This is a genomic window from Kribbella pratensis, from assembly GCF_004366075.1.
Taxonomy (GTDB): Bacteria; Actinomycetota; Actinomycetes; order Propionibacteriales; family Kribbellaceae; genus Kribbella; species Kribbella pratensis.
Map to the genome: position 1 here is coordinate 829,343 of NZ_SODU01000004.1, position 25,806 is coordinate 855,148.

The 25,806-nt window shown below is 66.3% G+C and carries 27 protein-coding genes; 16 read left to right on the plus strand and 11 right to left on the minus strand.

What is annotated here, in order from left to right:
- Positions 1-19: 19 nt before the first annotated feature.
- Positions 20-1,030: a helix-turn-helix transcriptional regulator gene (locus EV137_RS36330; protein ID WP_134132652.1), complete on the minus strand. Its 1,011-nt coding sequence runs from the start codon at positions 1,028-1,030 to the stop codon at positions 20-22.
- 54 nt (positions 1,031-1,084) lie between these two features.
- On the opposite strand from EV137_RS36330, the gene EV137_RS36335 reads away from it, so the two are divergent.
- Complete coding sequence (locus tag EV137_RS36335) at positions 1,085-2,215, plus strand: epoxide hydrolase family protein (protein WP_134132654.1); 1,131 nt, start codon at positions 1,085-1,087, stop codon at positions 2,213-2,215.
- A gap of 285 nt (positions 2,216-2,500) precedes the next feature.
- On the plus strand, positions 2,501-2,857 hold the full coding sequence (locus EV137_RS36340) for a hypothetical protein (RefSeq protein ID WP_134132655.1): 357 nt from the start codon (positions 2,501-2,503) through the stop codon (positions 2,855-2,857).
- Between the two features lie 257 nt (positions 2,858-3,114).
- Here EV137_RS36340 and EV137_RS40895 read toward each other — a convergent pair whose 3' ends face one another.
- The 3 genes from EV137_RS40895 to EV137_RS36350 form a co-directional block, all read right to left on the minus strand.
- A complete protein-coding gene (locus EV137_RS40895) occupies positions 3,115-3,261 on the minus strand; it encodes a hypothetical protein (protein ID WP_166680112.1) in 147 nt (48 codons plus the stop codon).
- A gap of 268 nt (positions 3,262-3,529) precedes the next feature.
- Positions 3,530-4,066 (minus strand): class IV adenylate cyclase, encoded by a 537-nt coding sequence (locus EV137_RS36345; RefSeq protein WP_134132657.1) that lies wholly within the window; start codon positions 4,064-4,066, stop codon positions 3,530-3,532.
- 1 nt (position 4,067) lies between these two features.
- Positions 4,068-5,219 carry a radical SAM protein gene (locus tag EV137_RS36350; RefSeq protein ID WP_134132658.1) on the minus strand — a complete coding sequence of 384 codons (1,152 nt, stop codon included), beginning with the start codon at positions 5,217-5,219 and terminating at the stop codon, positions 4,068-4,070.
- Positions 5,220-5,371: 152 nt separating this feature from the next.
- On the opposite strand from EV137_RS36350, the gene EV137_RS36355 reads away from it, so the two are divergent.
- The 5 genes from EV137_RS36355 (at position 5,372) to EV137_RS36375 (ending at position 11,985) form a co-directional block, all read left to right on the plus strand.
- Complete coding sequence (locus EV137_RS36355) at positions 5,372-6,313, plus strand: hypothetical protein (RefSeq protein ID WP_134132659.1); 942 nt, start codon at positions 5,372-5,374, stop codon at positions 6,311-6,313.
- On the plus strand, positions 6,306-6,995 hold the full coding sequence (locus EV137_RS36360) for a RibD family protein (RefSeq protein WP_134132660.1): 690 nt from the start codon (positions 6,306-6,308) through the stop codon (positions 6,993-6,995). Before EV137_RS36355 ends, EV137_RS36360 begins: the two co-directional genes overlap by 8 nt.
- Complete coding sequence (locus EV137_RS36365) at positions 6,988-7,437, plus strand: deaminase (RefSeq protein ID WP_134132662.1); 450 nt, start codon at positions 6,988-6,990, stop codon at positions 7,435-7,437. The genes EV137_RS36360 and EV137_RS36365 overlap by 8 nt, the downstream gene beginning before the upstream one ends.
- Positions 7,438-7,597: 160 nt before the next feature.
- The gene (locus EV137_RS36370) at positions 7,598-10,696 is read left to right on the plus strand and encodes a DEAD/DEAH box helicase (protein WP_134132663.1); all 3,099 of its coding nucleotides are present in this window, start codon (positions 7,598-7,600) and stop codon (positions 10,694-10,696) included.
- A gap of 374 nt (positions 10,697-11,070) precedes the next feature.
- Complete coding sequence (locus EV137_RS36375; RefSeq protein WP_238175792.1) at positions 11,071-11,985, plus strand: aldo/keto reductase; 915 nt, start codon at positions 11,071-11,073, stop codon at positions 11,983-11,985.
- Between the two features lie 41 nt (positions 11,986-12,026).
- Here EV137_RS36375 and EV137_RS36380 read toward each other — a convergent pair whose 3' ends face one another.
- Positions 12,027-12,890, minus strand: a complete 864-nt coding sequence (locus tag EV137_RS36380) for a LysR family transcriptional regulator (protein ID WP_134132665.1) — start codon at positions 12,888-12,890, stop codon at positions 12,027-12,029.
- Between the two features lie 60 nt (positions 12,891-12,950).
- Between EV137_RS36380 and EV137_RS36385 the strand changes: the two genes are divergently transcribed.
- Both EV137_RS36385 and EV137_RS36390 read left to right on the plus strand, forming a co-directional pair.
- Positions 12,951-13,946, plus strand: a complete 996-nt coding sequence (locus tag EV137_RS36385; RefSeq protein ID WP_134132666.1) for an aldo/keto reductase — start codon at positions 12,951-12,953, stop codon at positions 13,944-13,946.
- 83 nt (positions 13,947-14,029) lie between these two features.
- On the plus strand, positions 14,030-14,350 hold the full coding sequence (locus EV137_RS36390; RefSeq protein ID WP_134132668.1) for a nuclear transport factor 2 family protein: 321 nt from the start codon (positions 14,030-14,032) through the stop codon (positions 14,348-14,350).
- Here the strand turns inward: EV137_RS36390 and EV137_RS36395 are convergent.
- A complete protein-coding gene (locus EV137_RS36395; RefSeq protein WP_134012655.1) occupies positions 14,347-15,234 on the minus strand; it encodes a LysR family transcriptional regulator in 888 nt (295 codons plus the stop codon). The two genes, EV137_RS36390 and EV137_RS36395, sit on opposite strands and share 4 nt — an antisense overlap.
- A gap of 357 nt (positions 15,235-15,591) precedes the next feature.
- Here EV137_RS36395 and EV137_RS36400 point away from each other — a divergent pair, with 357 nt between their 5' ends.
- The gene (locus EV137_RS36400; RefSeq protein WP_166680087.1) at positions 15,592-15,756 is read left to right on the plus strand and encodes a hypothetical protein; all 165 of its coding nucleotides are present in this window, start codon (positions 15,592-15,594) and stop codon (positions 15,754-15,756) included.
- Between the two features lie 3 nt (positions 15,757-15,759).
- Positions 15,760-16,176 (plus strand): hypothetical protein, encoded by a 417-nt coding sequence (locus EV137_RS36405; RefSeq protein ID WP_134012653.1) that lies wholly within the window; start codon positions 15,760-15,762, stop codon positions 16,174-16,176.
- A 29-nt stretch (positions 16,177-16,205) separates the two neighbouring features.
- On the opposite strand, the gene EV137_RS36410 is transcribed toward EV137_RS36405, so the two are convergent.
- Complete coding sequence (locus tag EV137_RS36410) at positions 16,206-16,667, minus strand: hypothetical protein (protein ID WP_134132670.1); 462 nt, start codon at positions 16,665-16,667, stop codon at positions 16,206-16,208.
- A gap of 174 nt (positions 16,668-16,841) precedes the next feature.
- Between EV137_RS36410 and EV137_RS36415 the strand changes: the two genes are divergently transcribed.
- The 4 genes from EV137_RS36415 (at position 16,842) to EV137_RS36430 (ending at position 19,701) form a co-directional block, all read left to right on the plus strand.
- Positions 16,842-17,414, plus strand: coding sequence for a GNAT family N-acetyltransferase (locus EV137_RS36415; RefSeq protein WP_134132671.1), 573 nt, complete (start codon positions 16,842-16,844; stop codon positions 17,412-17,414).
- Positions 17,415-17,485: 71 nt separating this feature from the next.
- Positions 17,486-18,262, plus strand: a complete 777-nt coding sequence (locus EV137_RS36420) for a L,D-transpeptidase family protein (RefSeq protein ID WP_238175793.1) — start codon at positions 17,486-17,488, stop codon at positions 18,260-18,262.
- A gap of 80 nt (positions 18,263-18,342) precedes the next feature.
- On the plus strand, positions 18,343-19,209 hold the full coding sequence (locus EV137_RS36425) for an NmrA/HSCARG family protein (RefSeq protein ID WP_134132673.1): 867 nt from the start codon (positions 18,343-18,345) through the stop codon (positions 19,207-19,209).
- Between the two features lie 90 nt (positions 19,210-19,299).
- On the plus strand, positions 19,300-19,701 hold the full coding sequence (locus EV137_RS36430) for a VOC family protein (protein WP_134012647.1): 402 nt from the start codon (positions 19,300-19,302) through the stop codon (positions 19,699-19,701).
- Positions 19,702-19,961: 260 nt separating this feature from the next.
- Here EV137_RS36430 and EV137_RS36440 read toward each other — a convergent pair whose 3' ends face one another.
- Genes EV137_RS36440 through arfA form a run of 4 tightly spaced genes read right to left on the minus strand, consistent with a single transcriptional unit; the run spans position 19,962 to position 24,660 of the window.
- Positions 19,962-20,882 carry a carbohydrate ABC transporter permease gene (locus tag EV137_RS36440; RefSeq protein WP_134132674.1) on the minus strand — a complete coding sequence of 307 codons (921 nt, stop codon included), beginning with the start codon at positions 20,880-20,882 and terminating at the stop codon, positions 19,962-19,964.
- Positions 20,879-21,808: a carbohydrate ABC transporter permease gene (locus EV137_RS36445; protein WP_134012643.1), complete on the minus strand. Its 930-nt coding sequence runs from the start codon at positions 21,806-21,808 to the stop codon at positions 20,879-20,881. The genes EV137_RS36440 and EV137_RS36445 overlap by 4 nt, the downstream gene beginning before the upstream one ends.
- Entirely contained in the window at positions 21,805-23,142 is a 1,338-nt protein-coding gene (locus tag EV137_RS36450; protein ID WP_134132675.1) for an ABC transporter substrate-binding protein, read from the minus strand. The genes EV137_RS36445 and EV137_RS36450 overlap by 4 nt, the downstream gene beginning before the upstream one ends.
- 18 nt (positions 23,143-23,160) lie before the next feature.
- A complete protein-coding gene (arfA, locus tag EV137_RS36455; RefSeq protein WP_166680122.1) occupies positions 23,161-24,660 on the minus strand; it encodes an arabinosylfuranosidase ArfA in 1,500 nt (499 codons plus the stop codon).
- Positions 24,661-24,793: 133 nt separating this feature from the next.
- Here arfA and EV137_RS36460 point away from each other — a divergent pair, with 133 nt between their 5' ends.
- On the plus strand, positions 24,794-25,792 hold the full coding sequence (locus EV137_RS36460; RefSeq protein ID WP_134132677.1) for a LacI family DNA-binding transcriptional regulator: 999 nt from the start codon (positions 24,794-24,796) through the stop codon (positions 25,790-25,792).
- The last annotated feature ends 14 nt before the right edge of the window (positions 25,793-25,806 follow it).

Here is a 25,806-nt window from a genome sequence, read left to right on the forward strand (position 1 = left end):
GCGCTCCAGCCCGCGACCACTACCCGTTCTTCGGTACGCCGATCGCCTTCAGATAGCGCTCGCCCACGGTGCGAAGGTGGTTGACGAGGGCCGGCGGGCCGTCGACGTGGAAGTCGAGGCCGAGCATGCCGATGTAGACAGCGATCGTCTCGAGCGAGTCGGCGCCCGTGACCAGGATGCAGGTGTCGTCGTCGACGGATTCGACGATGCCGACGGCCGCGTGGATACGGGACAGGACCTCCTGCGCGGGCGCGTACACCGTGATGCGGGCATGCGCCTTCCAGCCCGCCGACGCCACGTCACGCAGTACGAAATCGATGTACTCCCCGTCGGCCATCGGACGCGGCTGATACCGCCGCCCCGTTGCCATCCGCAACGACATCCAGTCGACGCGATACGTATGCCAGGCGCCCTGCTCGTCCCGCGCGACCAGATGCCAGTACCCGTGCCAGCTCACCAACCGATAGGGCTCGACGAGGATCGGCAACTGCTGCGTGACACTCGATCCGGCCTTGTACAGCGAGACGCCGTCCGGTACGACGTACTCGAAGCGAAGGTAATGCTCGTCGCGAATGCACGCCGCGATCGTCGACAGTACGGCGGGATCGATCTCGGGGGCGTCGACGTTCGAACGCGTGTTGTCGGGGCCCTTGTCCATCGCCTTGTTGATCGCGTTCACCTGGCGCTGCAGACGATGCGGGAGGACCTGCTGGAGCTTGGTCAGCGCGCGAACGCTGCTCTCCCCCATCCCGACAACGCCCGCACCGGTCCGCAGACCGACCGCGACGGCGACTGCCTCCTCGTCGTCCAGCAGCAGCGGTGGAAGCTTCGCGCCGACGCCGAGCTGGTAGTGGCCGGCCGGACCGCGCGTCGCATCAACCGGGTACCCGAGCTCGCGCAGCCGGTCGATGTCGTTCCGCACCGTCCGCGTCGTCACCTCGAGCCGCTCGGCCAGCTCGGAACCGGTCCACGCCGGACGCGTCTGCAGCAGGGCTAGCAGTGCTAGCAAACGCTGCGAAGTCTCGAGCAAAACGATCTCCCAATTAGGAATCTAATGTTCCTATACGGATTCTACGGTAGAGCCATGAACACGAACGAGAGCATCCGGCCCTTCACCGTCACGATCGCCCAGGCCGACCTGGACGACCTCAACGCGCGCCTCGCGCGGACCCGCCTTCCCGAGGCCGCCCCGGGCGACGACTGGGACCTCGGCACTCCGAACCACTACCTCCGCGAGATGGTCGACCGCTGGCAGAACGGGTTCGACTGGCGGGCGCAGGAGGCGCGGATGAACGAGTTCCCGCACTACCTGACCGAGATCGACGGGCAGACCGTGCACTTCATCCACGTGCCGTCCGAGGTCGAGGGCGCCATCCCGCTGCTGCTGACCCACACGTACCCGGGTTCGTTCGCCGACTTCCTCGACATGATCGGCCCGCTCACCGACCCGGTCGCGTACGGCGGATCCGCCGAGGATGCGTTCTCGGTCGTCGTACCGTCGATCCCCGGCTTCGGGTTCAGCACGCCGCTCGTCGACCGCGGCTGGACGATGGCGCGGGTGGCGCGGACGTTCGACACGCTGATGCGGCGGCTCGGATACGAGTCGTACGGCGCGCACGGGTCCGACGCCGGCGCGATGGTCGCCCGGGAACTCGGCGTACTGAACCCGCCCGGATTCCTCGGACTGCACGTCCTGCAGCTGTTCTCGTTCCCGTCGGGCGACCCGGCCGAGTTCGAGAAGTTCACGCCGGCGGACTACGCCGCACTCGAGCACCTGAAGTGGTTCCAGTCGGTCGGCGGGTACAACGCGATCAACTCGACCCGCCCCCAGACCGTTGCCGTCGGCATCTCCGACTCGCCGGTCGGGCAGCTCGCCTGGAACGAACTCTTCAACAACTTCGGCAACGGCACCAGCCTGGTCACGCCCGACCAGATCCTCACCGAGGTCTCCCTCTACTGGTTCACCAACACCTCAGCCGCGGCCGGCCGCTACCACTACGAGGAGGCGAACTCCGGCGCCGAGCCCCAGCTCAACCACGCCCCCACCGGCGTCGCCGTCTTCGCCGACGACTTCAAGACCATCCGCCCGCTCGCCGACCGCGACAACACCAACATCGTCCACTGGTCCAACTTCGACAAGGGCGGCCACTTCGCCTCCCTCGAACGCCCCGAAGAGCTCACCGCCGACCTCCGCAAGTTCTTCCACAACCTCTGACCTTCGTCACCCGACCAAGAGGGAGCCCGGAGCGCCAAGCGCCCCGGGCTCCTTTGAGCTCCACCCATCTGGAGGGACGTCCGGGCAGAGCCTCCTCCACCGGCGAACACACCCCCAGCCGGCGCTCATCCCCCACTCACCCACCTCCGAAGCTACGCCCACCCAACCCACCCGACAACACGTCTGTGGGGTCCGCTTCAGTCGCAACCCCTGTGGATAACTCCGCTCGCGTACGTCAGACAACTCCTATCCTGAAGAGCACGTTCACCCGCGGAAGGACAGATCATGGATCCCGACGAAACGCCGTACCTCCTCCCTGATGGAGAACGGGTCTGGGTCATCAAGACGTCCACAGCTGCAGGTCTTCTCCCGCAGATGCTCGAACGGTTTCGCGCCGACGAGCCAGAACCACTGATCTTCGGCGACGCCGGCCAGCCAGAGGCCGTCGTCATCCCGTTCGACGTCTGGCGTCGGCTCGACGCGTTGGCAACCGACGAGAACGGATTCGACGCGACGTACGCCGTGGCACGAGAGCGACTCGCAAGTCCCGGGCGCTCGATCCCAATCGAGAATGTCGCCGCCGAGCTCGGATTGAATCTCGATGAGCCCGTCGACGACTCAGACCTGCCGAACAAGCAATGACCCGGTATCGCCTCCTCGTCCGAGAGGAGGTGCTGAGGCAACTGGCTACTCTTCGGCAGGCCGGGCGCCAGCAACCAGGCGGCCTACGCGACCGGGAGTTCCGAACCATCGAGCTGGGTCTTCGCGCCATCGCCCACGGCCAGGAAGCCGACTTCTCGGGCAAGCGTCTCGGATTCGCGACCCATGACCTCAGCGACTGTGCCGAGATCAAGCTCTCGGCCATCCCCGAGTCTCGCGGCAGCCGCGAACTCGGGCCCTCACACCGCCTCATCTACCGTGAGTTCGAGGCCGAAGACGGCGGGCCGCCGTACCGCCAAGTGATCGCCTTCGAGCCGCGCAGGGACGACCGCCCTTTTGACGTAGCAGCCGCCCGCCTCGGCCGCGAGCGCGGCGTCAGAATCCACGAGTTCAGACCAGTCGTCCGCACCGACCCACCCGCACCAATCCGCCCGGCACTCCCCCAAGACCTCCGCACCGCCCTGGCAGCAGCATCCGGCGTCGCCCCCGCATCAGGCGCCGTCCGCGCTGAGCGTCCCGCTCAGAGCTCGCACGTCGGTGCACACTGCAACAGCCCACCGAGTCGGGAGGTGTAAGCGTTGCTCGACGAGATTGTCGCGCCGGGCGAGGATCATCTTCACGACGCGACTGCGCAAGTCGCCGGTCCAGGTCTCGTCAGACCGGGAACCGGAGGTCGGCGATCGTGGACAGATCGATTCCATAGCGGGCGTATACCTTGGTGGTGTTCTCGCCCGTGAGATCGTCCTCGGAAACACCCAGCATGTGACCGACATCGAGGACATGGCCGCGAGAACGTCCTTCAATCTCGAGGTACGGCGGAATCAACGGCCACCGGTCGAGCTCCAACTGAGCGCCGGCAAGCTCGAAACTCGTCCGCCGATTCTCTTGATACGACTTCGGCTCGAACCCGACGCGCCCCAGCAACTCGTTGGTGGTCTCGAAGTCCCCGACCACCACCTCGGTCTCCGTCGTCCCGTCGATCCCGTCATGCGCGATCTCCTTGACCGTCAGCGTCACCGCCGTACCAGTGTCACGCAAGCGAATCCACCGCGACTGGTCCCCAGCCTCGATGTCGTAGACGTACCGCCGCATCAGCCGATCCCCGACACGACGCCCACCCAGCGAGAGGATCCTGCCCGCCACCTCATCCGGATCAACGCCCAACACCTTGGCCTCGAACTCGATCGGCATCTCACACTCCCTCGGCGCCGTACTTCGCCGCCAGCTTTTGAAACTCGGTCTCCCGCAGCGCAAGAATCTCCTCGCGAAGGTCACTCCGAACGAACTCTTCCACAGGAAGGCAGAGATCCATTCGTTGGATGCAGACGCCCACCTGGAATGTGCCCACACGATCCCGATAGAGCCGCACGCCGTAGTAGCCCTCCTCGCAGTCGGTGCCGTTGTTGAATCGGCAGCCGGCGCACGTCTCGGGCAGGCGGACCGGTCGGATCTGCTTGAAGAACACAACCCGTCCGGACGGCAGGCGGTACGCCGTTCTCCACCCAGATGCGCCGGCTGTCACATCGATGCCAATCGGTCGAGCCTTTAATTCGACGAGCAGCTCGTGGATGGCGTCGATCGACTTGTCTCCGTCGTCGAGCGAATTGAGCAACCTGACTGAGATGCCTGGTAGGTATTCGGTCAACAGCCGATGAACCCGAGGCACATGAGTGGCATCAGGAACGACGATGTTCGCACTCGCTCCGATGCCATTGGCGATCGCTACTCGAATCGAGTCCTGCAACGCTCGGATCTTTCGTTCCGCACGTTCCGTGTTCGCATACTTCCCATGCTGAACCTGCGCCAACTCCTCGGCGGTCGTGCCGAAGATCGAGAAGTTGACGCGTTCAAGCCCAGCCTCACCACAGGCGCGCAGAGCCCGCGCGCCGTTCTCTCCGTTCGACGTCGCACAGACCTGGTATCCCGCACGGACCCCGATTGCGACGACCTCGGACAGCCTGGGATGTAACGTGGGCTCACCGCCTGTGAGGTGCAACTCGCTGACGTGAAGCGCATCGCGAAGCACGTCCAGGGTCGAGGCAAGGCTCTCGTCAGGCGCGACTGTCGCTGGGAGAAACCTGGCACCATTGGTCCCGAGATAGATCGAGACCCGGCCAGATCGTCCGGCACCGGTCATCTCGCCGGGTGCCCTACCAAGGTTGTCTGCCACGACCGGAGTACCTTCGTTGTGGCAGAAAGTGCAGGTCATCCCACAGGCATCGATCACCTTCAGCCTGAGCGTGCGGTCCGTCGACAGACGGACCGGGAGACCTGTCCTCGGATGCGAGCCGACGACAGTGCACGCCGGTCCTCGCCCCGCTTCCGCCGGGTATGTACTTCTCATATCGATCGCTCCTCAGAGTCAGCGCGGAAATCTGTGACTCATGTTTGGGCGAGCGACGGCGAAGCGAAATCGACCGAATCCGTGGAACCAGTCCACGGGACGACACCATCCCGCTACCCTCAGTGTGTGAAGGTCACGAGAGGGCGAACCAGGTGACCCGTCGAAAGGTCTTTGATCCAAACGCGGTGCCGCCGTCCTTCTGGCGAGGCAACGAAGTTCAGACTGCGCTCGCCCGGCGCGACATCGGAGCGCTGTTCCGAAGCTACCTGGACGCTTTCGACGACTGCACGCAGACGCAGCTAGCGCTTCTGACCGAGCACGATCGGTCAGATGTATCGAACTGGATTCGAGGCACACGCCACGGTCAGGTCTCGGACATCGGCGTACTCACTCGGATTGCAGAAGGACTCCGCTTGCCAGACAGCGCACGGATCTTGATGGGTCTGGCTCCTGCGGACGCCTTGGTGTCCTCAGTGCGCGACGAGCGCGAGATGTCAGAGCCGGACGCCGGAACCGGGGGTGGGCCGGATCGGCGTCGACTCGACGGCTCCGACCTGACAAGCATCAGGATCGCGATCTGTGGAAGCCGAGCAGCTAACGTCCATACCCACGCCGTCGACGCCGCCGTACGCGCTCTCGCCAGGCTCGTGATGGTGAGGCGGCTGCGAGTAAATCACGGACCGATCGGCATCGGGATCGAGGTGATGACCCACATCGCCGATCACTACCAACCGCCTGGCCTGCGCGGAGCCGTGGCGATCTTCGGTCGCAGGAACGTCATCGCCGACGCGGAGTACGTCGTGGTCGTCGGCGGCGGCGAGGGTACTCGCGCTGAGGCCGACCTAGCTGTGGCAATGGGCAAACGTCTGCTCCCGTACGGAGCCAGCGGCGGCACGGCGCAAGTCATACACCAACATCTACATCGCAGCCCCACTCTGAACTCCTGGATGCCACCGCATAGTCGGGTCGCCTTGGACCGATGTGCACGCCTGGATCCTGGGGCCAGCACAATCGACATCGAACAGATGACGGATGATTTCGTTGACATGCTCGACGAGGTCATCCACGCAGACCGAGGAGAATCACGTGCCTGATCGCCCGTACGTCCTGCTGTCCGTCGCGGCATCCGTCGACGGTTACATTGACGACAACACGGACCAGCGACTTCTCCTCTCCAACGACGAGGACTTCGACCGAGTCGACGATGTCCGAGCCGGAGTCGACGCGATCCTAGTGGGCGCCAACACCATCCGCCGCGACAACCCGCGCCTCCTCGTCCGCTCTGATGACCGGCGCAAGCGCCGCGTAGATGCGGGCCTCGCCGAGTCACCGATCAAGGTGACGATCAGCGCCGGCGGGGACCTCGACCCCACCTCGAAATTTTTCGCCACCGGCGACGTCGACAAGGTGGTCTATGTCCCAACGTCTGCCGTGGAAAAGGCCGCGGCTGCGGTCGGAGCTGTTAGCCACGTCGTTGACGCGGGCGCGGCAGTCGATCTCGGCTTCGTCCTGAGCGACCTCGCCCAGCGTGGCGTGAAGCGGCTGATGGTCGAAGGCGGCGGCACAATGCATACCCAGTTCCTCTCCGCCGGACTCGCGGACGAGATCCACCTGGTGATCGCCCCATTCTTCGTCGGCGACAGCAGCGCACCCCGGTTCGTCAGCGATGCTCAATTCCCCCAGAGCCCGTCCAGCCGCATGGCCCTCACCGAGGTCAAACAAATCGGAGACGTCGTCCTCCTCCGCTACCTCCCGAAAGTCCCCACCCATGCCTGAACTCGACGACCGCTACTGGCTCCACCAGGCCATCGACCTCTCCCGCTCGTGCCCACCATCGACCACCGCCTTCTCGGTAGGCGCCATCATCGTCACCCCCGACGGCGAGGTCCTGGCCACCGGCTACTCCCGCGAAACCGACCCCCATGACCACGCCGAAGAAGTCGCGCTAACCAAGATCCGGCCAGGCGACCCCCGCCTCCGCGAAGCCACCATCTACACCAGCCTCGAGCCCTGCAGCAAACGAGCTTCCCGCCCCCGCACCTGTACCGATCTAATCCTCGCAGCCGGTATCCCCCGAGTAGTCCTGGCCTGGCGAGAGCCATTCATCTTCGTCGACTGCGAGGGCGTAGAACTCCTGAACGCTGCGAACGTCGAAGTCGTCGAGCTCCCCGACCTCGCGGAGACTGTCAAGGAGATCAACGCCTATCTGCTGGAGTGACGCAGCTGGCTCGAACTCTCGTCAGCGCCTGGGGAACGCTCATCTGTTCAGATGACGAATCAGGGTGACTCGATGCCCGCAAGAGACACACTCACCTGACGCCTATGCAGGTGACTGTCGGTGCGGTCTGGCAAGCTCCTCTGGGAGGGGTGATCGGGGAATGAAGCCAGGGATCTACGACGCGTTGGTGACGAGCAGTCTGCTTGAGGCCATTGGGCAGTTTGATGGTCAGCAGCCGGTGATACACGAGGTTGACGAGGCTGACCAGCCGGAGGTCCTGGCGCGGCACGTCGGGGACGCAGTACGGCGTGTGCTCGGTGGCACGCGCGACGCAGGCAAGCGCGTTGCTCTGGTCAACGACCTGCTGGAGCTCCTCGCCGAACACGACGACCTCCTTCCCAGCGAACCGCCTCGTCAACTCCACGCTCTCTATCCCGCCGTACGTCCGGGCGTCACGAGCTACGGCTCGACTCGTCCAAGTACGCCGCTGTCGGATGCTGCTCTGCTGACGAACTCGCACGGCGAGCCATCGCTAGGTCCGGAACTACGCGCCGAGATCGACACATCCGACGAGGTTGACCTGATCTGCGCGTTCGTGAAGTGGTACGGCCTGCGGTTGCTCGAGCCAGAGCTCGAGCGCCTTCGGCTTCGGGATGCTCCGTTCCGCGTCATCACTACGACCTATCTCGGCGCAACTGATCGCACCGCTCTCGACAGACTCGTCAACGACTTCGGCGCCGAGGTCAAAATCCAGTACGACGTCCTCCGCACGCGCCTGCACGCGAAGGCGTGGCTCTTTCGCCGCGCGACCACATTCGACACGGCGTACGTCGGATCGTCGAATCTCTCCCGGGCGGCGCTACTCGACGGGGTCGAATGGAATGTCCGGCTCTCCCGGATCGCCACTCCGGGCCTGCTGAACAAGTTCGGAGCAACCTTCGACACGTACTGGAACGACTCCACCTTCGAGTCGTACGACCCCGCACGCGACCGCGATCGGCTCGACGACGCACTAGCTGAAGCGAGCGGCCGTACGTCGTCCAATCGAGTCACGATCTCCCTGGCCGGCCTTGAGGTACGTCCGCGGCCGTATCAGGCAGAGATGCTCGAGGAGATCGAGGTCGAACGCGAGGTACACGACCGGCACCGCAACCTCGTCGTCGCAGCGACCGGCACCGGCAAAACCGTGATCGCAGCTCTCGACTATCGGCGGCTCCGCGACGCTGCCCTCGAGCGCGGCGAGCCCGCGCCGTCGCTCCTCTTTGTCGCTCATCGTCGCGAGATCCTGCAGCAATCGTTGCGCACGTACCGCGAGGTCCTCGCAGACGCGAGCTTCGGCGAGGAGTATCACTCGGGCGCACGCCCCGAACGCTGGCGGCACGTCTTCGCGTCTGTTCAGGCGTTGACGGCGTACGACGTCACCTCGATGCCGGCGGACGCCTTTGAGATCGTTGTCGTCGACGAGTTCCATCACGCTGCCGCTCCGACGTACCGGAAGCTGCTCAATCACCTGCAGCCACGCGAACTGCTTGGACTGACGGCAACGCCGGAGCGCACCGACGGTTTCGACTTGCTGAGCTTCTTCGGCGGAAGAACCGCCGTCGAGCTTCGCCTCTGGGATGCGCTCTCAGCCGATCTGCTCTGCCCGTTCCACTACTTCGGGATCGCCGATGGGACCCAGCTCGATGAGCTGCAATGGAAGCGCGGTCGGTACGACGAGCGGCAACTCGAGGCGCTATACACGGGAAACGACAAACGCTCTGCCATCGTCCTGCGCGAGGTGCAGGACAAGCTCTCCGACGTACGAGCAATGCGAGCACTCGGGTTCTGCGTCTCAATCGCTCATGCCGAGTACATGGCGCGCACATTCAACGCCGCAGGCATTCCTGCACAAGCAGTCTCCGGCGAGACCTCAACAGCCGTCCGCGACCAGGCCCTGCGTGATCTGAAGGATCGCCGAGTTAATGCACTCTTCGCGGCCGACCTCTTCAATGAGGGCCTGGATCTCCCAGAAGTTGACACAGTCCTGTTCCTCCGGCCCACGGAGAGTCCGACTGTCTTCCTCCAGCAACTTGGGCGCGGCCTGCGTCAGTCCGACGGCAAACCAGTCCTCACAGCACTCGACTTCGTTGGGCACCAGCGCAAGGAATTCCGGTTCGACCTCAGGTTCCGGGCACTCACTGGCAAGTCCCGAAAAAGACTGGAAGACCAAGTAAAGCAAGGCTTCCCGGCGCTGCCTTCTGGCTGCCAGATCGTCCTCGACAAGGTCGCCCAGGAAGTGGTCCTCTCCAATCTGAAGGGCCAGGTCGCCGGTCGGTGGCAAGACATGGTTCAAGAACTCAAGACGCTGGGCGACCGGGATCTCGGGAACTTCGTGCAAGAGTCCGGAGTCGAACTCAGCGACGTACTGCGATCCGGTCGAAGTTGGACGTCGCTTCGGCGCGATGCGGGGATGCCCACTCGGGGCGGATCGACGCATGAGACTGCGCTGCTACGACGGGTGCGGGCGCTGTCTCACGTCGACGACCCGGAACGTGCTCAGACCTATCGACGACTACTGCAGGACGACGGACCGTCGTACGACGATCTCGCTCCAATGCAACGCACGTTCGCGCGGATGCTCTTCTTCTCGTTGTGGCCGAACGGCGGTGGCTTCAAGACATACGAAGACGGCTTCCACGCCCTCCGTCAGGAACGTGCAGCGCGCGACGAACTCCTTGAGGTCACCGACTTCGCCATGGATCACGCCCGCCATCGAGCTGTGCCGCTCAGCGGCCGACTCGACGACCTGGCGCTGCGAGTACACGCTCGCTATCAACGTGAAGAGATCCTGGCGGCGCTCGACTACGCCAACTTTCAACGCCGACCGAGCACCTTCCAGTCCGGCGTCTTGTACTCGGAGGAACTGAACTCCGATGCCTTCCTCGTCACCCTGGTCAAGTCAGAAGCGGACTACTCGCCGACCACGATGTATCGCGACTACGCGATCAGCCCGAGCCTCTTTCATTGGGAAACCCAGAGCAACACGTCGGTGACGTCGAAGGTTGGGCAGCGATACCTCAATCACCGCGACCAGGACACGAAGATCCTCATCTTCGCCCGCGAGCACAAGCTCACTGAGCTAGGCACCTCGCCGTACCTCTTCCTCGGCCCAGCCACCTACACGTCCCACACCGGCGACCGCCCAATAGCCATCACCTGGCAACTAGACCACCCAATGCCCACCGAAATGTTCCAAGCCGCCTCGGTCGTGGCATAACCCCAAACGCAGTTGCCGTATCTCAGCCTGTCCGATGAGCTCGTGCTGCGCGAGCGAATCCTGAACGCCTAGCGCACCTCCGCGATCGGTCAGGCGGAACTGTCACCGGTCAAGCCCGGACGCTGACTTTGAGCGGATCAAGTAGGTGCGGGCGCGGGCGCTGCACCACGCTCGGCGGGCCCAGGAGTTGGCCGCGAGCGTCGGGATCTGATGCAAGGCCTGCTAGACACGCCCAGCACTCAGAAGGATGAGTCATCGGACTGAGTGGATTCTTCTGTTGGACATGTCGGCTGGGGCGAGGGAGGTTGGAGGGTATGGAATTTACTCAGCTTGGGCGTACGGGACTGAACGTCAGTCGGATCGTGTTGGGGACGATGAACTTTGGGCCTCTTACTGAGGTGGGGGATGCGCACGCGATCATGGATGCGGCGCATGACAAGGGGGTCAACTTCTTTGATACGGCCAACGGGTACGGGCGGTCTATCTACCCGGGGCGGACCGAGGAGATCATCGGGGAGTGGTTCGCCAAGGACGCCAAGAACCGGGAGAAGACGGTGCTGGCGACCAAGGTGTACGGCGACATGGGGCAGGAGTGGCCGAACACGAGCCGGCTGTCCGCGCTCAACATCCGCCGCGCGCTCGACGCGAGCCTGAAGCGGTTGCAGACCGACTACGTGGACCTGTACCAGTTCCACCACATCGACCGGAACACGCCGTGGGAAGAGATCTGGCAGGCGATGGAGGTCGCCGTACAGCAGGGGAAGGTGCTGTACGCCGGGTCGAGCAACTTCGCCGGATGGCACATCGCTCAGGCGCAGGAGGCGGCGGCGCGACGCAACTACGTCGGGCTTGTCAGCGAGCAGTCGCTGTACAACCTCGCACAGCGTGACATCGAGCGTGAGGTGCTGCCGGCGGCGCAGGCGTACGGGCTGGGCGTGATCCCGTGGTCGCCGCTGCACGGCGGGCTGCTGGGCGGCGTGATCCGGAAGGAGAACGAGGGCGTACGGCGCCTCGAGGGCCGTTCCAAGGAGACGCTCGAGAAGCTCCGGCCGCAGATCGAGCAGTACGAGGCGTTCGCGGACGAGCTCGGGCACGAGCCGGGTGAGCTCGGGCTGGCGTGGCTGCTGCACCAGCCCGGTGTGACGGGGCCGATTGTGGGACCGCGGACGATGGAGCAGCTGGAGTCCGCCGTACGCGCGGTCGACATCAAGCTCGACGAGAAGTCCCTGACCCGCCTCGACGAAATCTTCCCGGGCTACAAGACCGCCCCGGAGGACTACGCCTGGTAATGCTCATATGCCGCCGTACACAACCATGTGTACGGCGGCATTCAGGGCTGGACCGAGTCGAGGAACGCACGTACGGCGTCGCGGTTGTCGGTGCGGCGCCACGCGACCGCCAGTTCCGCAGGTGGGAGATCCGGGACGGGGCGGCAGACCAGGCCGGGGCGTTGGTAGAGACCCGTGTTGCCTTCGGCGAGGAGGGCGATGCCGACGCCGGCGGTGACCAGTTCGAGGACCTCGTCTGCGGCGGTGGCCTCGGCCGCCACGACAGGTGGACCGGGACGGGCGTCGACAGCGAGCCAGAAGTCGCGGAGTGGACCGGCCGTCGCAGGAAGAGCTACGAAGGGCTCGTCCAGGAGCAGCTCGAACGGGACCGATGGGCGGTCCGCCAAGGGATGGTGGGCGGGTAGCGCGACCCAGCGGGGTTCGGTGATCAGCACGCGGGTCGCGAAGTCGGCGGAGATCGGGAGCCAGACGAAGGCGACGTCGCTGGTTCCGTCGGCGAGGCCGGCGGTCGGGTCGTCCCAGCCGACCAGGCGCAGCGAGACCGTCCAGCCGGGGAGCGTGGCGCGGAAGCGTTCGACGGCGGGCCGTTGCAGGTCGCGGCCGACAGCAGTCTGCATGCCGACCACCAGCTGATTCGGGTGGGCGGCCGCCCGCGCTTCGGCGTACCCGCGGTCCCAGGCGGCGAGCACCTCCCTCGCCACAGGCAGCAAGACCGACCCCTGCGACGTCAGTGTCAGTCCGCGCGGCAGGCGCTCGAAGAGGTCGAAGCCGAGGCGGCGTTCGAGCGCTCGGAGTTGCTTGGACAGGGCGGGCTGTGAAACGAAGAGCCGCGCGGCCGCGGCCGTCACGGTCGATTCCTCGGCGGTCGCGACGAAGTAGCGGAGTTCGCGCAGGTGCGCATCCATAACCAACGGTTATACCAACAGGTCTTGGACCGCGCGGCATCGGCGACCGACGCTGGACTCATGACAAGCACACGCAATCTCGGAGGACTCGACGTACCGGCGATCGGGTTCGGCGCCATGGTTCTCTCCCCCGGCATGTACGGCGACATCGACGACGGCCGTGCGGTCGCGGCACTCGACGCGGCGATCGGGGCCGGTGGGACGTTCATCGACACCAGTGACGCGTACGGCGACGACGGGCACAACGAGAAGGTGGTCGGACGGGCGATCCGCGGACGGCGCGACGAGGTGACCGTGGCGACCAAGTTCGGTCTCAGGGTGCCCGACGGCGCGCAGCCGCATCCGTTGGCGGTGGGTTTCGCGTTCGAACAGTTGCTGGTGAACGCGGAGCCGAAGTACATCCGCGGGTACGCCGACAGCAGTCTGACCAACCTCGGCATCGATGTGATCGACCTGTACTACCTGCATTTCCCGGATCCGCAGGTGCCGATCGAGGATTCGGTCGGCGCGATGGGCGAGCTGGTTGCCGACGGCAAGGTGCGGTATCTCGGGGTGTCCAATGTGACGCCGGACGAGCTCCGCCGGGCGTACGCCGTACATCCGATCGCCGCCGTACAGACCGAGTGGTCGATGTGGCGGCCGATCGATCCGGAGTTGCTCGACGTGGCGCGGGAGCTCGGTGTTGGCGTCGTACCGTGGAGTCCGCTCGGTGCCGGGTTCCTGACCGGCACGGTGGAGAAGTTGGACGATGGTGACTTCCGGAACAATGCGCCACGGTTCGATGCGGAGAGCCTGAAGGCCAACAACGCGTCGTACGCCGCGCTCCAGGCGCTGGCCGCTGACCTCGGGATCACCCGGAGCCAGCTCGCGCTCGCGTGGTTGCTGCACCAGGATCCAGCCGTGGTGCCGATCCCGGGCAGTCGTACGCCGGCGCACATCGTCGAGAATCTGGCGGCGGCCGACATCACCCTGCACCCGGACACGCTCGAGCGGATCGACGCCGTCCTCGCCCGATTGATGCCGGTCGGCGGCACCTTGCTCCAGGACGAGCGGTGAAGGTACTCGCCGTCGCTGCAGTCACGGTGGCACTCGTCGGCTGCGGGGGCTCCAATCCAGGTGCGTCAACTACGCCAGCGCCGGTGGACGTTCTTCCCGCGGCGCAGGTGTACGTGGACGCGGTCAACCGGCGGGACCTGGACGGGCTCGTGAACGCGTTCCACACGGACGGACGGATCGTCGATGTGTCGCGGACGATCACCGGCCAGGACGCGATCCGCACCTGGGCGCGCAACGAGGTGATCGGCGGATCGCTGAAAGTCCTGGAAGTAGTCGAACGACGGCCGACCGGGCAGAAGTTGCTGGTGCGCTGGGCGCCGGCCGGGTCGGACGGATGGCTGGCGCATTACGACTTCACCAGTGACGACGGCCGCATCCGGGTCGCCAACCTGCAGTACGCCTAGGCGTGGACGGCGGTCGTGGGGAGCATGCCGATGAGTGCGTCGGCGGCCAGGGAGGCGGCGGGGCCGGTGGGGACGGCGACCGAAACCTGCCAGTCGGAGGCGGTGCCGGGGGCCAGGGAGACGGTGACGTGATCTCCGCGTTTGGCGGCGATGCGTTCAGGGACGAGCGCTACGCCTAGGTCGTGGGCGACGAGGGCCAGGAGGGTGTGTACGTCGTTGACCTCGATGGTCACCGGGTGCGCGACACCGGCCGTGGCGAAGGCGCGGTCGGAGATGGCGCGGGCGCCCCAGGTCGGGTCGAAATCGACGAACGACTCCCCCGCGAGGTCGTCGAGAGTCACGCCGGACGCCTTCGCGAGCCGGTGGTCGGGAGCGCAGACGAGGACCATCGACTCGCGCGACAGCGGCCGCAGGTCGAGCCCGTCGACCGGGTCGCCGGCGGTGGCGACGAACGCGACATCGAGCCGGCCGGACGCGAGTTCGTCGAGCATCGGCGTGGAGCCGCCTTGGCGGACCTCGATCTCCACGCCCGGGTACGCGGACCGGAACTTCGCGAGCAGCGCCGGTACGTCGACCACCCCGAGGCACTGCTCGAGCCCGACCGTGAGGTGACCGCGCAGCAACCCCTGGACCGCGGCGACGGCGTCCTTCGCGGCCTCGGCGGCGGCGAGGGTACGTCGTCCCTCGCACAGGAGCGCCCGGCCCGCCTCGGTGAGCTCCACGCTGCGGGTGTTGCGGACGAACAGACTCGCGCGGAGCTCACGCTCGAGCGCGCGGATCGAGGCGGACAATCCCGACTGCGAGATCGACATCGCCTCGGCAGCCCGCGTGAAGTGCTTCTGCTCGGCCACCGCCACGAAGTGTTCCAAGTGCCTCAGCTCCATGACTAAGAACTGTAGTCGATCGAACCACGACAATTCTGCGGCGCCGCATGTTGGCGGGGGCACCCGTCTCGCCGTAGCGGACCGCCAGGCCATCACAAATGCGCCCATCCCGCTCCCTTCAGGCGGCGAACCGCGCCTGGAGCGCGATTGTGATGGCCTGGCGGTCCGCAACCAACCGACAGAGCGGACGTGAGCCACTCACCAAGCCGGCCAGGGCCGGGAGCCGCGCGCGGCTGTCACGCTCAGGAGGCCGGGGTTGCACCGCGGCGATGGGGGTAGGTGAGTGCGGCAGGTCCGCTCGCAGCGGGTGGGAAACGGGCGCGCGCGACGTGGAGAGGCCTGCGAGGTCTGCGCGGCATGGAAGGGCCCGCGGGCCTGCGCGGCGTGGAAGGGCCCGCGAGTCTGCGCGGCGTGGAAGGACCCGCGGGTCTGCGCGCCGAGGTGGAGCTGGCGGCTCTGCGCGCGAGGGCGGAGCTGGCAGGTCTGCGCGTCGGGGCGGGGCTGGCCCTCGGTAGGGTGTGATTCATGGCGGATGAGGAGTTTCGGGTTGAGGTTGTGCTTGGGAGTGACGAGCACGGGTTGACGGTCTGGGAGCGGTTGCGGGCGTTGGATCTGGATGACGACGCGCGGAAGCGGCTCGGGAGTCAGGTGACGGTGACCCGGGACGGGAACCGGATGCTGATGTACACGCACACGCTCGACGACGCGCAGGAAGCGGAGCGGACCGCCAAGGATCTGGTGGCCGACGAGCACCTCGATGCGACGTACACCGTCACGCGCTGGAATCCGGCCGAGCAGGACTGGACGGACCCGAGCTTGCCGGTCGGCCCGCACGACGCCGCCGGCGACGCCGCGAAGAACGCGGACATGGAGGTCCCGGACCCGCGGTACGTCGTGATGCAGGCCTACAAGCCCGAGTTCCTCCGCGACCTCGGCCTGTAAGACCCGGTCGCCCCGCCCCGCAACACCGGTCACCCACCCATACGGCCGGTCGCCCCGCCCCCCAAAGCCGGTCGCCCACCCGCTCCAGCCCACAAGGCCGGTCGCTGCTCAGCGGGGGTGTAGCCCGTCTGGCGGCACAATGCGTCGGCGGCGGCTTGGTGGGTGGCGGCTTCGGTGGGGCGGTTGAGGACTGTGCAGCAGCGGGCCAGCAGGCTGTGGGACCACTGCTGTCCGATGCCGTACTCGATGGCTTCCGGCTCCGCGAGGGCCTGGGTCGCCTGGGTGTAAGCGAGCTCGACCTCGCCGTCGAGGAAGTTGCACTGGGCAAGGTCGGCGTGGAGTTCGGCGAGGATGGTGCCGTAGCCCGATTTGGTGGCGAACGCCTCGGCTTCCTCGAAGTACGTGCACGCGGTGGCCACATCACCGGCGAACAGGTGGGACTCGGCGAGTGCCTGCAGCGCGATCCGCCGCCGCCGGCCCCAGTTCGCCAAGTTCCTTGTAAGCCCCAGCGCGGTTGACCGAAGCAACCAGTTGGTCGTTCGACCTCGTGTACTGCAGCGACTCGGTAATGCACGCGACGGCCTCGCGGAACTCCCCGGGATGGATGGGATTCATCGCCTGCGCGTTCAGCCCGCGTGGCATCCATGCCCTTTAGTCTGGCAGGCATGGATGTCTTGCTGCGGCCTGTTCAGGAAGAGGATGTGCCGTTGTTCCAGCGGTTCGCGGTCGAGCCGGGGCTGATCGGGCTGGACTGGAACGGGTTCCGGGACGCGCAGGCGCCGGTACGGCGGTATGCCGAGGACGGGTTCCTCGGCAAGGACGACGGGCGGTTGATGGTCCGCACCGCCTCCGAGACGGCGGGGCTCGTGAGTTGGCGGACGGGGTCGTTCGACGGGCGTACGCCGTACTGGGAGATCGGGATCGCGCTGCTGCCGGAGTACCGCGGGCGTGGGATCGGGTGGCGGGCGCAGGCGCTGCTGACGGCGTACCTGTTCGAGCACACCGCCGTACACCGGATCCAGGCCGCGACGCATCCGGAGAACGTGGCCGAGCAGAAGTCCTTGGAAAAGGCGGGTTTCCGGCTTGAAGGGGTGATCCGCGGGTGCGAGTTCCGGGCCGGGCGGATGCGGGACGGGTACCTGTACAGCCGCTTGCGGGACGATCCGGCACCGGAACTCGGCAACGGTTCGGTGACGGGATCCGGCATGGCACCTGTTGAGGAACCTCTCGCAGATTAGTCTCGGCGGGTCGCTGCACGCTTACGTGGCGTGGTTCTGCGACGCTGAAAATCTGAGGGAGAGGGGAATTCGTGTCTCGTCGACGTGGTCTCGTTGCCGGTGCGGTCGTTCTGTCGTTCGTACTCGCCGGCTGTTCCGATGTGGCCGCGAGCGAGTCGACGCCTTCTCCCACTCAGACTTCGAGCAGTACGCCGAGTGCGACACCGAGCACCACGCCGACGGCCAAGCCCACCGTGAAGCCGACGGTCAAGCCGAAGCCCAAGGTGAAGCAGAAGCCGGAGTACTACGCGCTGCGCGTGGAACGGCAACTGGACAAGCTCGGATACCCGGTCGGTGACATCGACGGTGACATCACGGCCCGCGCCAAGCAAGCGCTGTGCGCGTGGCGCGAGACCCACGGCCTGCCGGTCAGCCGCAAGGGACTCAGCCTGAACGACGCGTACTCGGTGCTCAACGCAACCAGTCGCCCGGCGCCGACCCGCTCCCCCGGCATCTACGTCAACAAGACCTGCCAGATCCTGTACCAAATCGTCGGAAAGACGTACAAGCGGATCGTCTGGATCTCCACCGGCGGCCCCGGCTACGAGACCCCGAACCGCACCGGCGCGGTCTGGCGCAAGTGGGCCGGCGCGCACGAGAGCAGCCTGTACGACGACGCGTACATGTACGACTCCCTCTACTTCCTCAAGGACCGCCCCGGCATCGCCCTGCACGGCTCCCGGGTCAACTCCCTCGTCAAGCCCTACCCGGACAGCCACCGCTGCGTCCGCGTAGTACGCCCCGAAATCCACCAGATCTTCACCGACACCCCCATCGGCACCAAGGTCCAGATCTACGGCGAGTACTAGAGCCCCTACCGCCCTTCGCCGGCGCCAGATGCTAGGCGTGCAACTCTCGCGGGCCTAGCCTGACAAGAGGGGGTGGTGGCATGGAGCACGAGCAGGTCATCGCGGTATTGGGTGCCACGGGACGCCAGGGTGGTGCGGTCGCGCGGCATCTGCTGGCTGACGGCCGACGGGTGCTCGCCCTCACGCGAACCCCGGAGTCACAGGCGAGCGGAGCCTTGCGATCCGCAGGTGCGGAGGTCGTTCGGTGCGATATGGACGACGTGAACTCGCTGCTCCGGGCGTTCACCGGAGCGTACGGCGTGTACAGCGTGCAGAACCCGATGATCGCCGGGCACGACGGCGAGATCCGGCAAGGCAGGAACGTCGCGGACGCGGCCAAGGCGGCCGGCGTGAAGCACGTGGTGTACGGCTCGGCCGGACCGGGTCTGCGCGGGACCGGTGTCGATTCCTGGGACTCGAAGCTGATCATCACCGAGCACCTGCGCGCGTCCGGCATACCACTGACCGTGCTCCGGCCGACGGCGTTCATGGAGCTCATGACCGACAAGGATTTCTATCCCCCCGTCTCGGTCTGGCATGTCATGCCCAAGCTGGCCGGCGCTCAGACACCAATTCCCTGGCTCGCGGTCGACGATCTCGGGGCGATCGCGGCCCGCGCATTCGCCGAACCACGTCAGTTCGTCGGTGCGGAACTGCCACTGGCAGCCGAGTTCCGTTCGATCGCCGAGTGCCGCAAAGCGGCCGCGCTGACGGGCCGGTCTACCCGAGGCTTCCCGATGCCTGTCCGGCTCTTCGAACGCTTTGTCGGCAAGGACCTGACGACCATGTGGCGCTGGCTCGCGGACAACCCAGTACCCGCGGACCCAGCCGCCACGGCGAGGCTCCTCGACCACGTCACCACAGTCGAAGAATTCCTCGCGAAACCCTCACGCGCCACCAGCACCTGAAGCCTTGGAAGCAGTCGGCAACAGTACAGTGGCGCTGTAGTGCCATCCTCGACACTCGACCGGCGCAGCCATTCAGGTGAGGAGCTGTCCATGGGCACTGTCTCAGTGCGTTACATCGTCGATGACGTCGACGCCGCGATCGACTTCTACACCAGGCATTTCGGCTTCGGTGTGGACATGCATCCGGCGCCGACCTTTGCCGCTGTCTCCCGTGGGGATCTGCGGCTCCTGCTCTCCGTGCCCACCGGGCCGGGCGGAGGCGCGGCGCCCGCCCTTGACGGCCGCAGGCCCGAACCAGGCGGTTGGAACCGCATCCAGATCGAGGTCGACGATCTGTCCGCCACCGTGGACGCTCTTCGCGCTGAGGGTCTCACCTTCCGCACCGACATCGTGATCGGCCGCGGCGGCAACCAGATCGTCCTCGACGACCCCGCCGGCAATGCACTCGAACTCTTCGAACCGGCGCCGGCAGACGGAAGAACTCAAGGCTGAGCTCGCCTCCACATCAGTCGAACGCCTGGCCCTCATGATGGCCGCGCGCTGTCCCGTGGCGACGCCTCGCCGACGTGCTCCGGGGCGGGCAGGGTGTGCTCCGTCCCGACCCGCACGACGGCCGCGCGAAACTCATCGTGCTGACCAAGCGGGGTCGCGACGCCGTAGCGGCCGGAGTTCAGACGATCGGGGGCATCGAGGAGCAGGACGTTGCCGCGGTCCCAAGTTTCCTCCGGCAACTTGGGACCGCGCCGGGCCGGCTAGCCCTTGAGGCCGCTGTTTGCGACGCCTTCGATGACGTACCGCTGCACCACGACGTACAGGATCAGCACTGGGATCGCGGCGAGGGTCGCACCGGCCATGACGACGGGGTAGTCGGTCGTGTAGGCGCCGTACAGCGTGGCCAGGCCGGGTGCCAGCGTCATCCTGTCGGGGCTGAAGAGGACGAACACCGGCCAGACGAAATCGTTCCACGCGCCGAGGAAGCTCAGTACCGCGAGCGTCACCAGCGCCGGCTTCGACAGCGGGAGCATGATGCGGGTGAAGATCGTCCAGGAGTTCGCCCCGTCGATCAGCGCGCTCTCCTCCAGTTCGCGCGGGATCGCGAGGAAGAACTGGCGGAGGAAGAACACGCCGAACGCGCCCGCCGCCCCCGGCACCACCAGCGCCCAGTAGCTGTCCAGCCAGCCGAGCTTGCTCATCGTGAGGTAGTTCGGCATGAAGAAGATGAAGCCCGGCATGAACAGCGTCGCGATCAGCGTGCCGAACAGCAGGTTCCGGCCCCTGAAGGTCATCCGCGACAGCGCGTACGCCGCCATCGCCGCCACCACCACGTTGAGCACCATGTGCAGGACCGACACCACGAGTGAGTTGATCAGCCACGTGTAGACGGGATTGGCGGCGTCGTCGAAGATCAGCCGGTACGCGCGCAGCGTCCATTCGCTGGGCATCACCCGGATCGGGATCGAGCGCGCGTCGGACTCGGTCTTGAACGTGGTCAGCAGCATCCACAGCAACGGCAGGATGAAGATCAGCGAGATGACCGTCATCGCGACGTACGTCAGCGGCCCTACTCTGGTCCGGGAGTAGGCCCGCCGGCGCCGCGCCGGTCCGCCGGGTTCGGTGGAGGCGGGGTCGGAGGCGCCGGGACCGGCGCCGGTGATCGGACTGGTCGTCGTCATGATGGTTTGCGCTCCCTCATGATCAGGAAGTTCGCGACGGAGATGATCGCCAGGGCCAGCGCGAGCACGTAGCTCATCGCCGCCGCGCTGCCCATCCGGAAGCCGCGCAGGCCTTCGTTGGTCATCGCCATGATCGCCGTCGTCGTACTGTCACCGGGCCCGCCCTTGGTGAGGATGTACGGCTGGCCGAAGAGGTTCGCGCTGGCGAGGATGGTGGTCGTCACCACGAACAGGAAGACGTTGCGAAGGCCCGGCACCGTGACGTGCCGGAACTGGGACCACCGGCCGGCACCGTCGAGTTCCGCCGCCTCGTACAGCTGTTCGGGCAGACCCTGCAGGCCGGCGAGGAAGATCACCGCATTGAACCCGATGGTCCACCAGATCGTCATGACCGTGATCGTGATCCACGCCTGCGGCTGGGTGGACAGCCAGGAGACCTTGGGCAACCCCACCCCGTCGAGGATCCCGTTGACCAGTCCGACCTCCGGGTCGAAGAGGTAGCCGAAGACCAGGCCGACCACCGCGACCCCGAGCACGAACGGCGTGAACACCACGGCGCGGAAGAAGGTCCGCCCGCGGAACTTCCGGTTCAGCAGCAGCGCCAGCCCGAGCGGGATGGCCACCAGGAACGGCACGCTCATCAGGACGAACAGGAAGGTGTTCTTCATGCCGTTCCAGAACGGATGGAAGAGCACCGAGCTGGAGTCGAACAGGTCGCGGTAGTTCTGCAGTCCGACCCAGGGCTTGCCCGGCAGCATGAAGTCCCAGTTGTGCAGGCTCATCCAGACACCGAAGACGGCGGGCCCCACGAGGAACGTCAGCAGGAGTACGACGTACGGCGCGACGAACAGGTACGGCGTGACCGGATGGTGGTGCCGCAACGGGCTGCGGACCGGCCCGGCCAGGCCGGTGATCCGCCCGCTCATCCGCCGTACTTCTTCTGGTTCGCGGCCAGGATCTGATCACCCTTCTGTGCCGCGTCCTTCAGCGCCTGGTCGATCGGCTTCTTCCCGGTCACGGCAAGGCTGATCGCCTTCGTCCACTCGGGGTCGGTGTCGCCGGCGCCCGGCACGTTCGGCGGGAAGTGCGCCCAGTCGATCATCTTCTCGAACTGCTTGACCTCGGTGTACTGCGCGAATTCCGCGGACTCGCGGACCGACTTGCGGGCCGGAACCATGCCGGCCTCGGCCCAGCCGACCGAGTTCTGGCTCATCCAGTTGACGAAGACACGGGCCGCCGTCGCCTTGTTCTTGTCCTGGTTGGTCTGCCGCGGCAGCGTGAAGCAGTGCGAACCCGCCCATGTCTGTTCCTGGGATCCGAGCACCGGAATCGGCGCGCAGCCCCAGTCCAGGCCCTTGGCCTGCTTGCACGGGGTGACCATCCACGGGCCGTTGATCATGAAGGCGGCCTTGCTGTTGCTGAAGGAGACCCAGTCGCCGTCACCGGCCGCGTTCTTCGGTGAGTAGTCCTTGTCGATCAGGCTCTTGAAGAAGGTGATCGAGTCGATCGCGGGCTGGTCGCCGAAGCCGGTCTTGGCGCCGTCGTCGCTGATCATGTAGCCGCCGTTCTGGAAGATCATCGACTGCGCGACCAGACCTCCGACGCTCAGCGCGCTGACCCAGTAGCCCTTGACGCCCTTGGACTTGCACTTGTCCAGGACGGCCAGGAACTCGTCCTTGGTCGTCGGCGGCTTCGTCGGGTCCGCGCCCACCTGGGTCAGGACCTTCTTGTTGTAGTAGAGCCCGGCCGGGTGGATGTCGAGCGGGATGGCGTACTGCTTGTCCTGGTAGAAGGTGGCCTTCCACACCAGCTCGGCGTAGTCGTCGGCGCTGAGTTTGGCGCCCGCGACCACGTCGTCGATCGGCTGCACGACCCGGCGCGCGGCGTTCGTGGCGATGTCGGCCGTGTGCATCAGGCAGACGTCCGGCGCGCGCCCGCTCTGCACCGCGGCGGGCAGCTTCTGGAACAGGTCCGCCCAGGCGATCGACGTGGTGGTGACCTTGATCTTCGGGTGGGCGTCCATGAACTTCTGCGCCAGCTTCTTCATGACCGGGCCGTCGCCGCCGGTCAGACCGTTCCAGTACTGCAGTTCGACGTTGGGCCCGTCGTACCCCTCGGCGCCCCCCTTGCCGGTCGCGGGCCCCGCCTGGGGCGGGCCGCTGGTGCCGCCACACGCGGTGAGGGCGAGTCCGGCGCCCGCACCGGCGACGGCGCCGAGGAGGGTACGGCGGCCGAGACGCACCAGATCAGGAGTAGTCATTGTTCGTCCTTTCGAAGATCACCGGCTGGCGAGCCGGATGCAGTGCCACGAGGCCGGCGGCAGCGTGACGGTCAAGCGGTCGCCGGAGAGGGCGGAAACCCCTGGCTGGGGAACGACTCGGTCCGGGGCGTCCTGGGAGTTGACTGCGTTGCGGTCCTCATCACCGACCGCGAGGTGCTCGAGCAGGCGGAGCTCACCGAGTGCGCCGAGCCGGACTGTCCAGGAGGCGGGTTCGGTCAGCGACCGGTTGGCGGCGAAGAGCGCCAGCTCACCGGACTCTTCGTCGTACGTCGCGACGGCCCACACCTGCTCCACGGATCCGTACGCCGGCGTGTCGACCTCACCGTGGTCGCCGGCAAGCATCAGTACCGTGCCGCGGGCGTACTTCGCGGTCAGCGCGAACGGGTGGAAGATCGTCTGACGCCAGGCTGCACCGCCTTCGACGGTCAGGATCGGCGCGATCGCGTTCACCAACTGGGCCTGGCAGGCGACGCCGACCCGATCGGTGTTGCGCAGCAGGGTGATCAGCAGCGATCCGACCACCACCGCGTCCAGGGCGGTGTAGACGTCCTGGATCAGCGCGGGCGCCTCGGACGCCTCGGCACGCTGCTCCTCGTGCTGCGCATGCCGGGCGGCGAACCACACGTTCCACTCGTCGAACGAGATGTTGATCCGCTTCGACGAGTGCCGTCTCGCGGCCACATGGTCCGCGGTCGCCACGACGTCCCGGATGTAGCGGTCCATGTGCGCCGAGGACGCGAGGAACGACACCTCGTCGCCGTCGACCGGCTCGTAATAGACGTGCGCGGAGATCAGGTCGACGTCGTCGTAGCAGTGTTCGAGGACGACGCGTTCCCACTCGCCGAAGGTCGGCATCGACGTGTTCGACGAGCCACACGCGACCAGGAGGAGGTTCGGGTCGAAGGTCTTGTACGCGTGGGCGACCTCCTGCGCGATGCGGGCGTACTCGAGCGGCGTCTTGTGGCCGATCTGCCACGGGCCGTCCATCTCGTTGCCCAGGCACCACAGCCGGACGCCCCAGGGTTTCGGGTTCCCGTTGCTCACCCGCTGATCGGCGTACCGGGTGCCGGGGGCGCCGTTCACGTACTCGAGGTAGTCCACCGCCTCGGCCAATCCGCGGTTGCCGAGGTTGACCGCGAGCATGGGCTCCAGGCCGACGCGCGAGCACCAGGCGAGGAAGTCGTCGGTGCCGACCTGGTTGGTCTCGATCGAATGCCAGGCCAGGTCGAGCACGCGAGGTCGCGACGCGCGCGGCCCGACGCCGTCCTCCCAGCGATAGTTGGACACGAAGTTGCCGCCCGGGTACCGCACCACGGTCGCACCGAGCTCACGGACCAGCGCGGCGACGTCTCCGCGGAAGCCGTCCTCGTCCGCCGAGGGATGCGTGGGCTCGTAGATACCGGTGTAGACACACCTGCCGAGATGCTCGACGAACGTGCCGAACAGCCAGCGATTGACCGGGCCGACGGTGAAGGCAGGGTCGATCGTGGAGGTCATGGTCACGGAGACTCCAGACTGGAATGCAACGATGTAATCTGCAGTGCCAGGGAGTTTGCACCGTTGTAATCGGCGCTGTCAACGGCTCGGCCGCAGCAAAATTCAGGGGCCGGAGCGACCTAGGATTGTGCGTATGCGAGCCACCGTGCGGGATGTCGCGAGTTGGGCAGGGGTGTCACCGAAGACGGTCTCCAACGTGCTCAACGGGACCGTGAACGTGCGTCCCGCCACCCGTGCGCGGGTCGAAGCGGCGATGGTCGCGCTCGACTACGTCCCGAACCTGTCCGCTCGCGGATTGCGGAACGGGCGCACCGGCATGATCGCGATCGCGCTGTCGGACCTGCAGGTCCCCTTCTTCGCCGAGATGATGCACCACTTCGTCAACGCGGCGGCCGCGCGCGGCCTGCAGGTCCAGGTCGAGGAGACCGGCTGGGATCCGGGGCGTGAGGCCCGGCTGCTGTCCCGGGCCCGGGAACACCAGGTGGACGGCCTGATCCTGAATCCGGTCAATCATGAGACGACAGCCGTGAAACCCGGGATCGCCCTGCCGCCGGTGGTCCTGATCGGCGAGGTCTACCTGCCGATCGTCGACATGGTGTGGATGGACAACGCGGCCGCGATCGCCGACCTGACCGGCGAACTGATCACGACCGGGCATCGCCGGATCGCCCTCCTCGGCATGTCCGATCACCCTGCGGCCATCGCCCGTCTCGACGGCTACCGGCAGGCTCTGCGATCGGCAGGCATCCCGACGGATCCGGGGCTCGAGATCGCCAGCGACGACTGGAGACCGACGTCAGCGGCACGGGCCCTGAACGCCTTCCTGGACAGCGATCCCGGGCCGGTCGACGCAGTGGTCTGCTGCACCGACGGCGCGGCGATGGGGGCCCTGCTCGCGTTGCACGCGCACGGCCTCAGAGTGCCCGAAGACGTCTCGGTGACCGGCTACGACAACATCAACGATTCGGCGATCACCGTGCCACCGCTGACCACCATCGATTTCGACAAGGCGTATGTCGCCGACACCGCGATAGCACTACTGATGCAACGAATCGCCGACCCGGAAGGCTCGCCGCGCAAGGTGACTCTCCCCCACCGACTCGTCTGGCGATCCAGCACCACCTCCAGATGAAACTCATCCAGCGG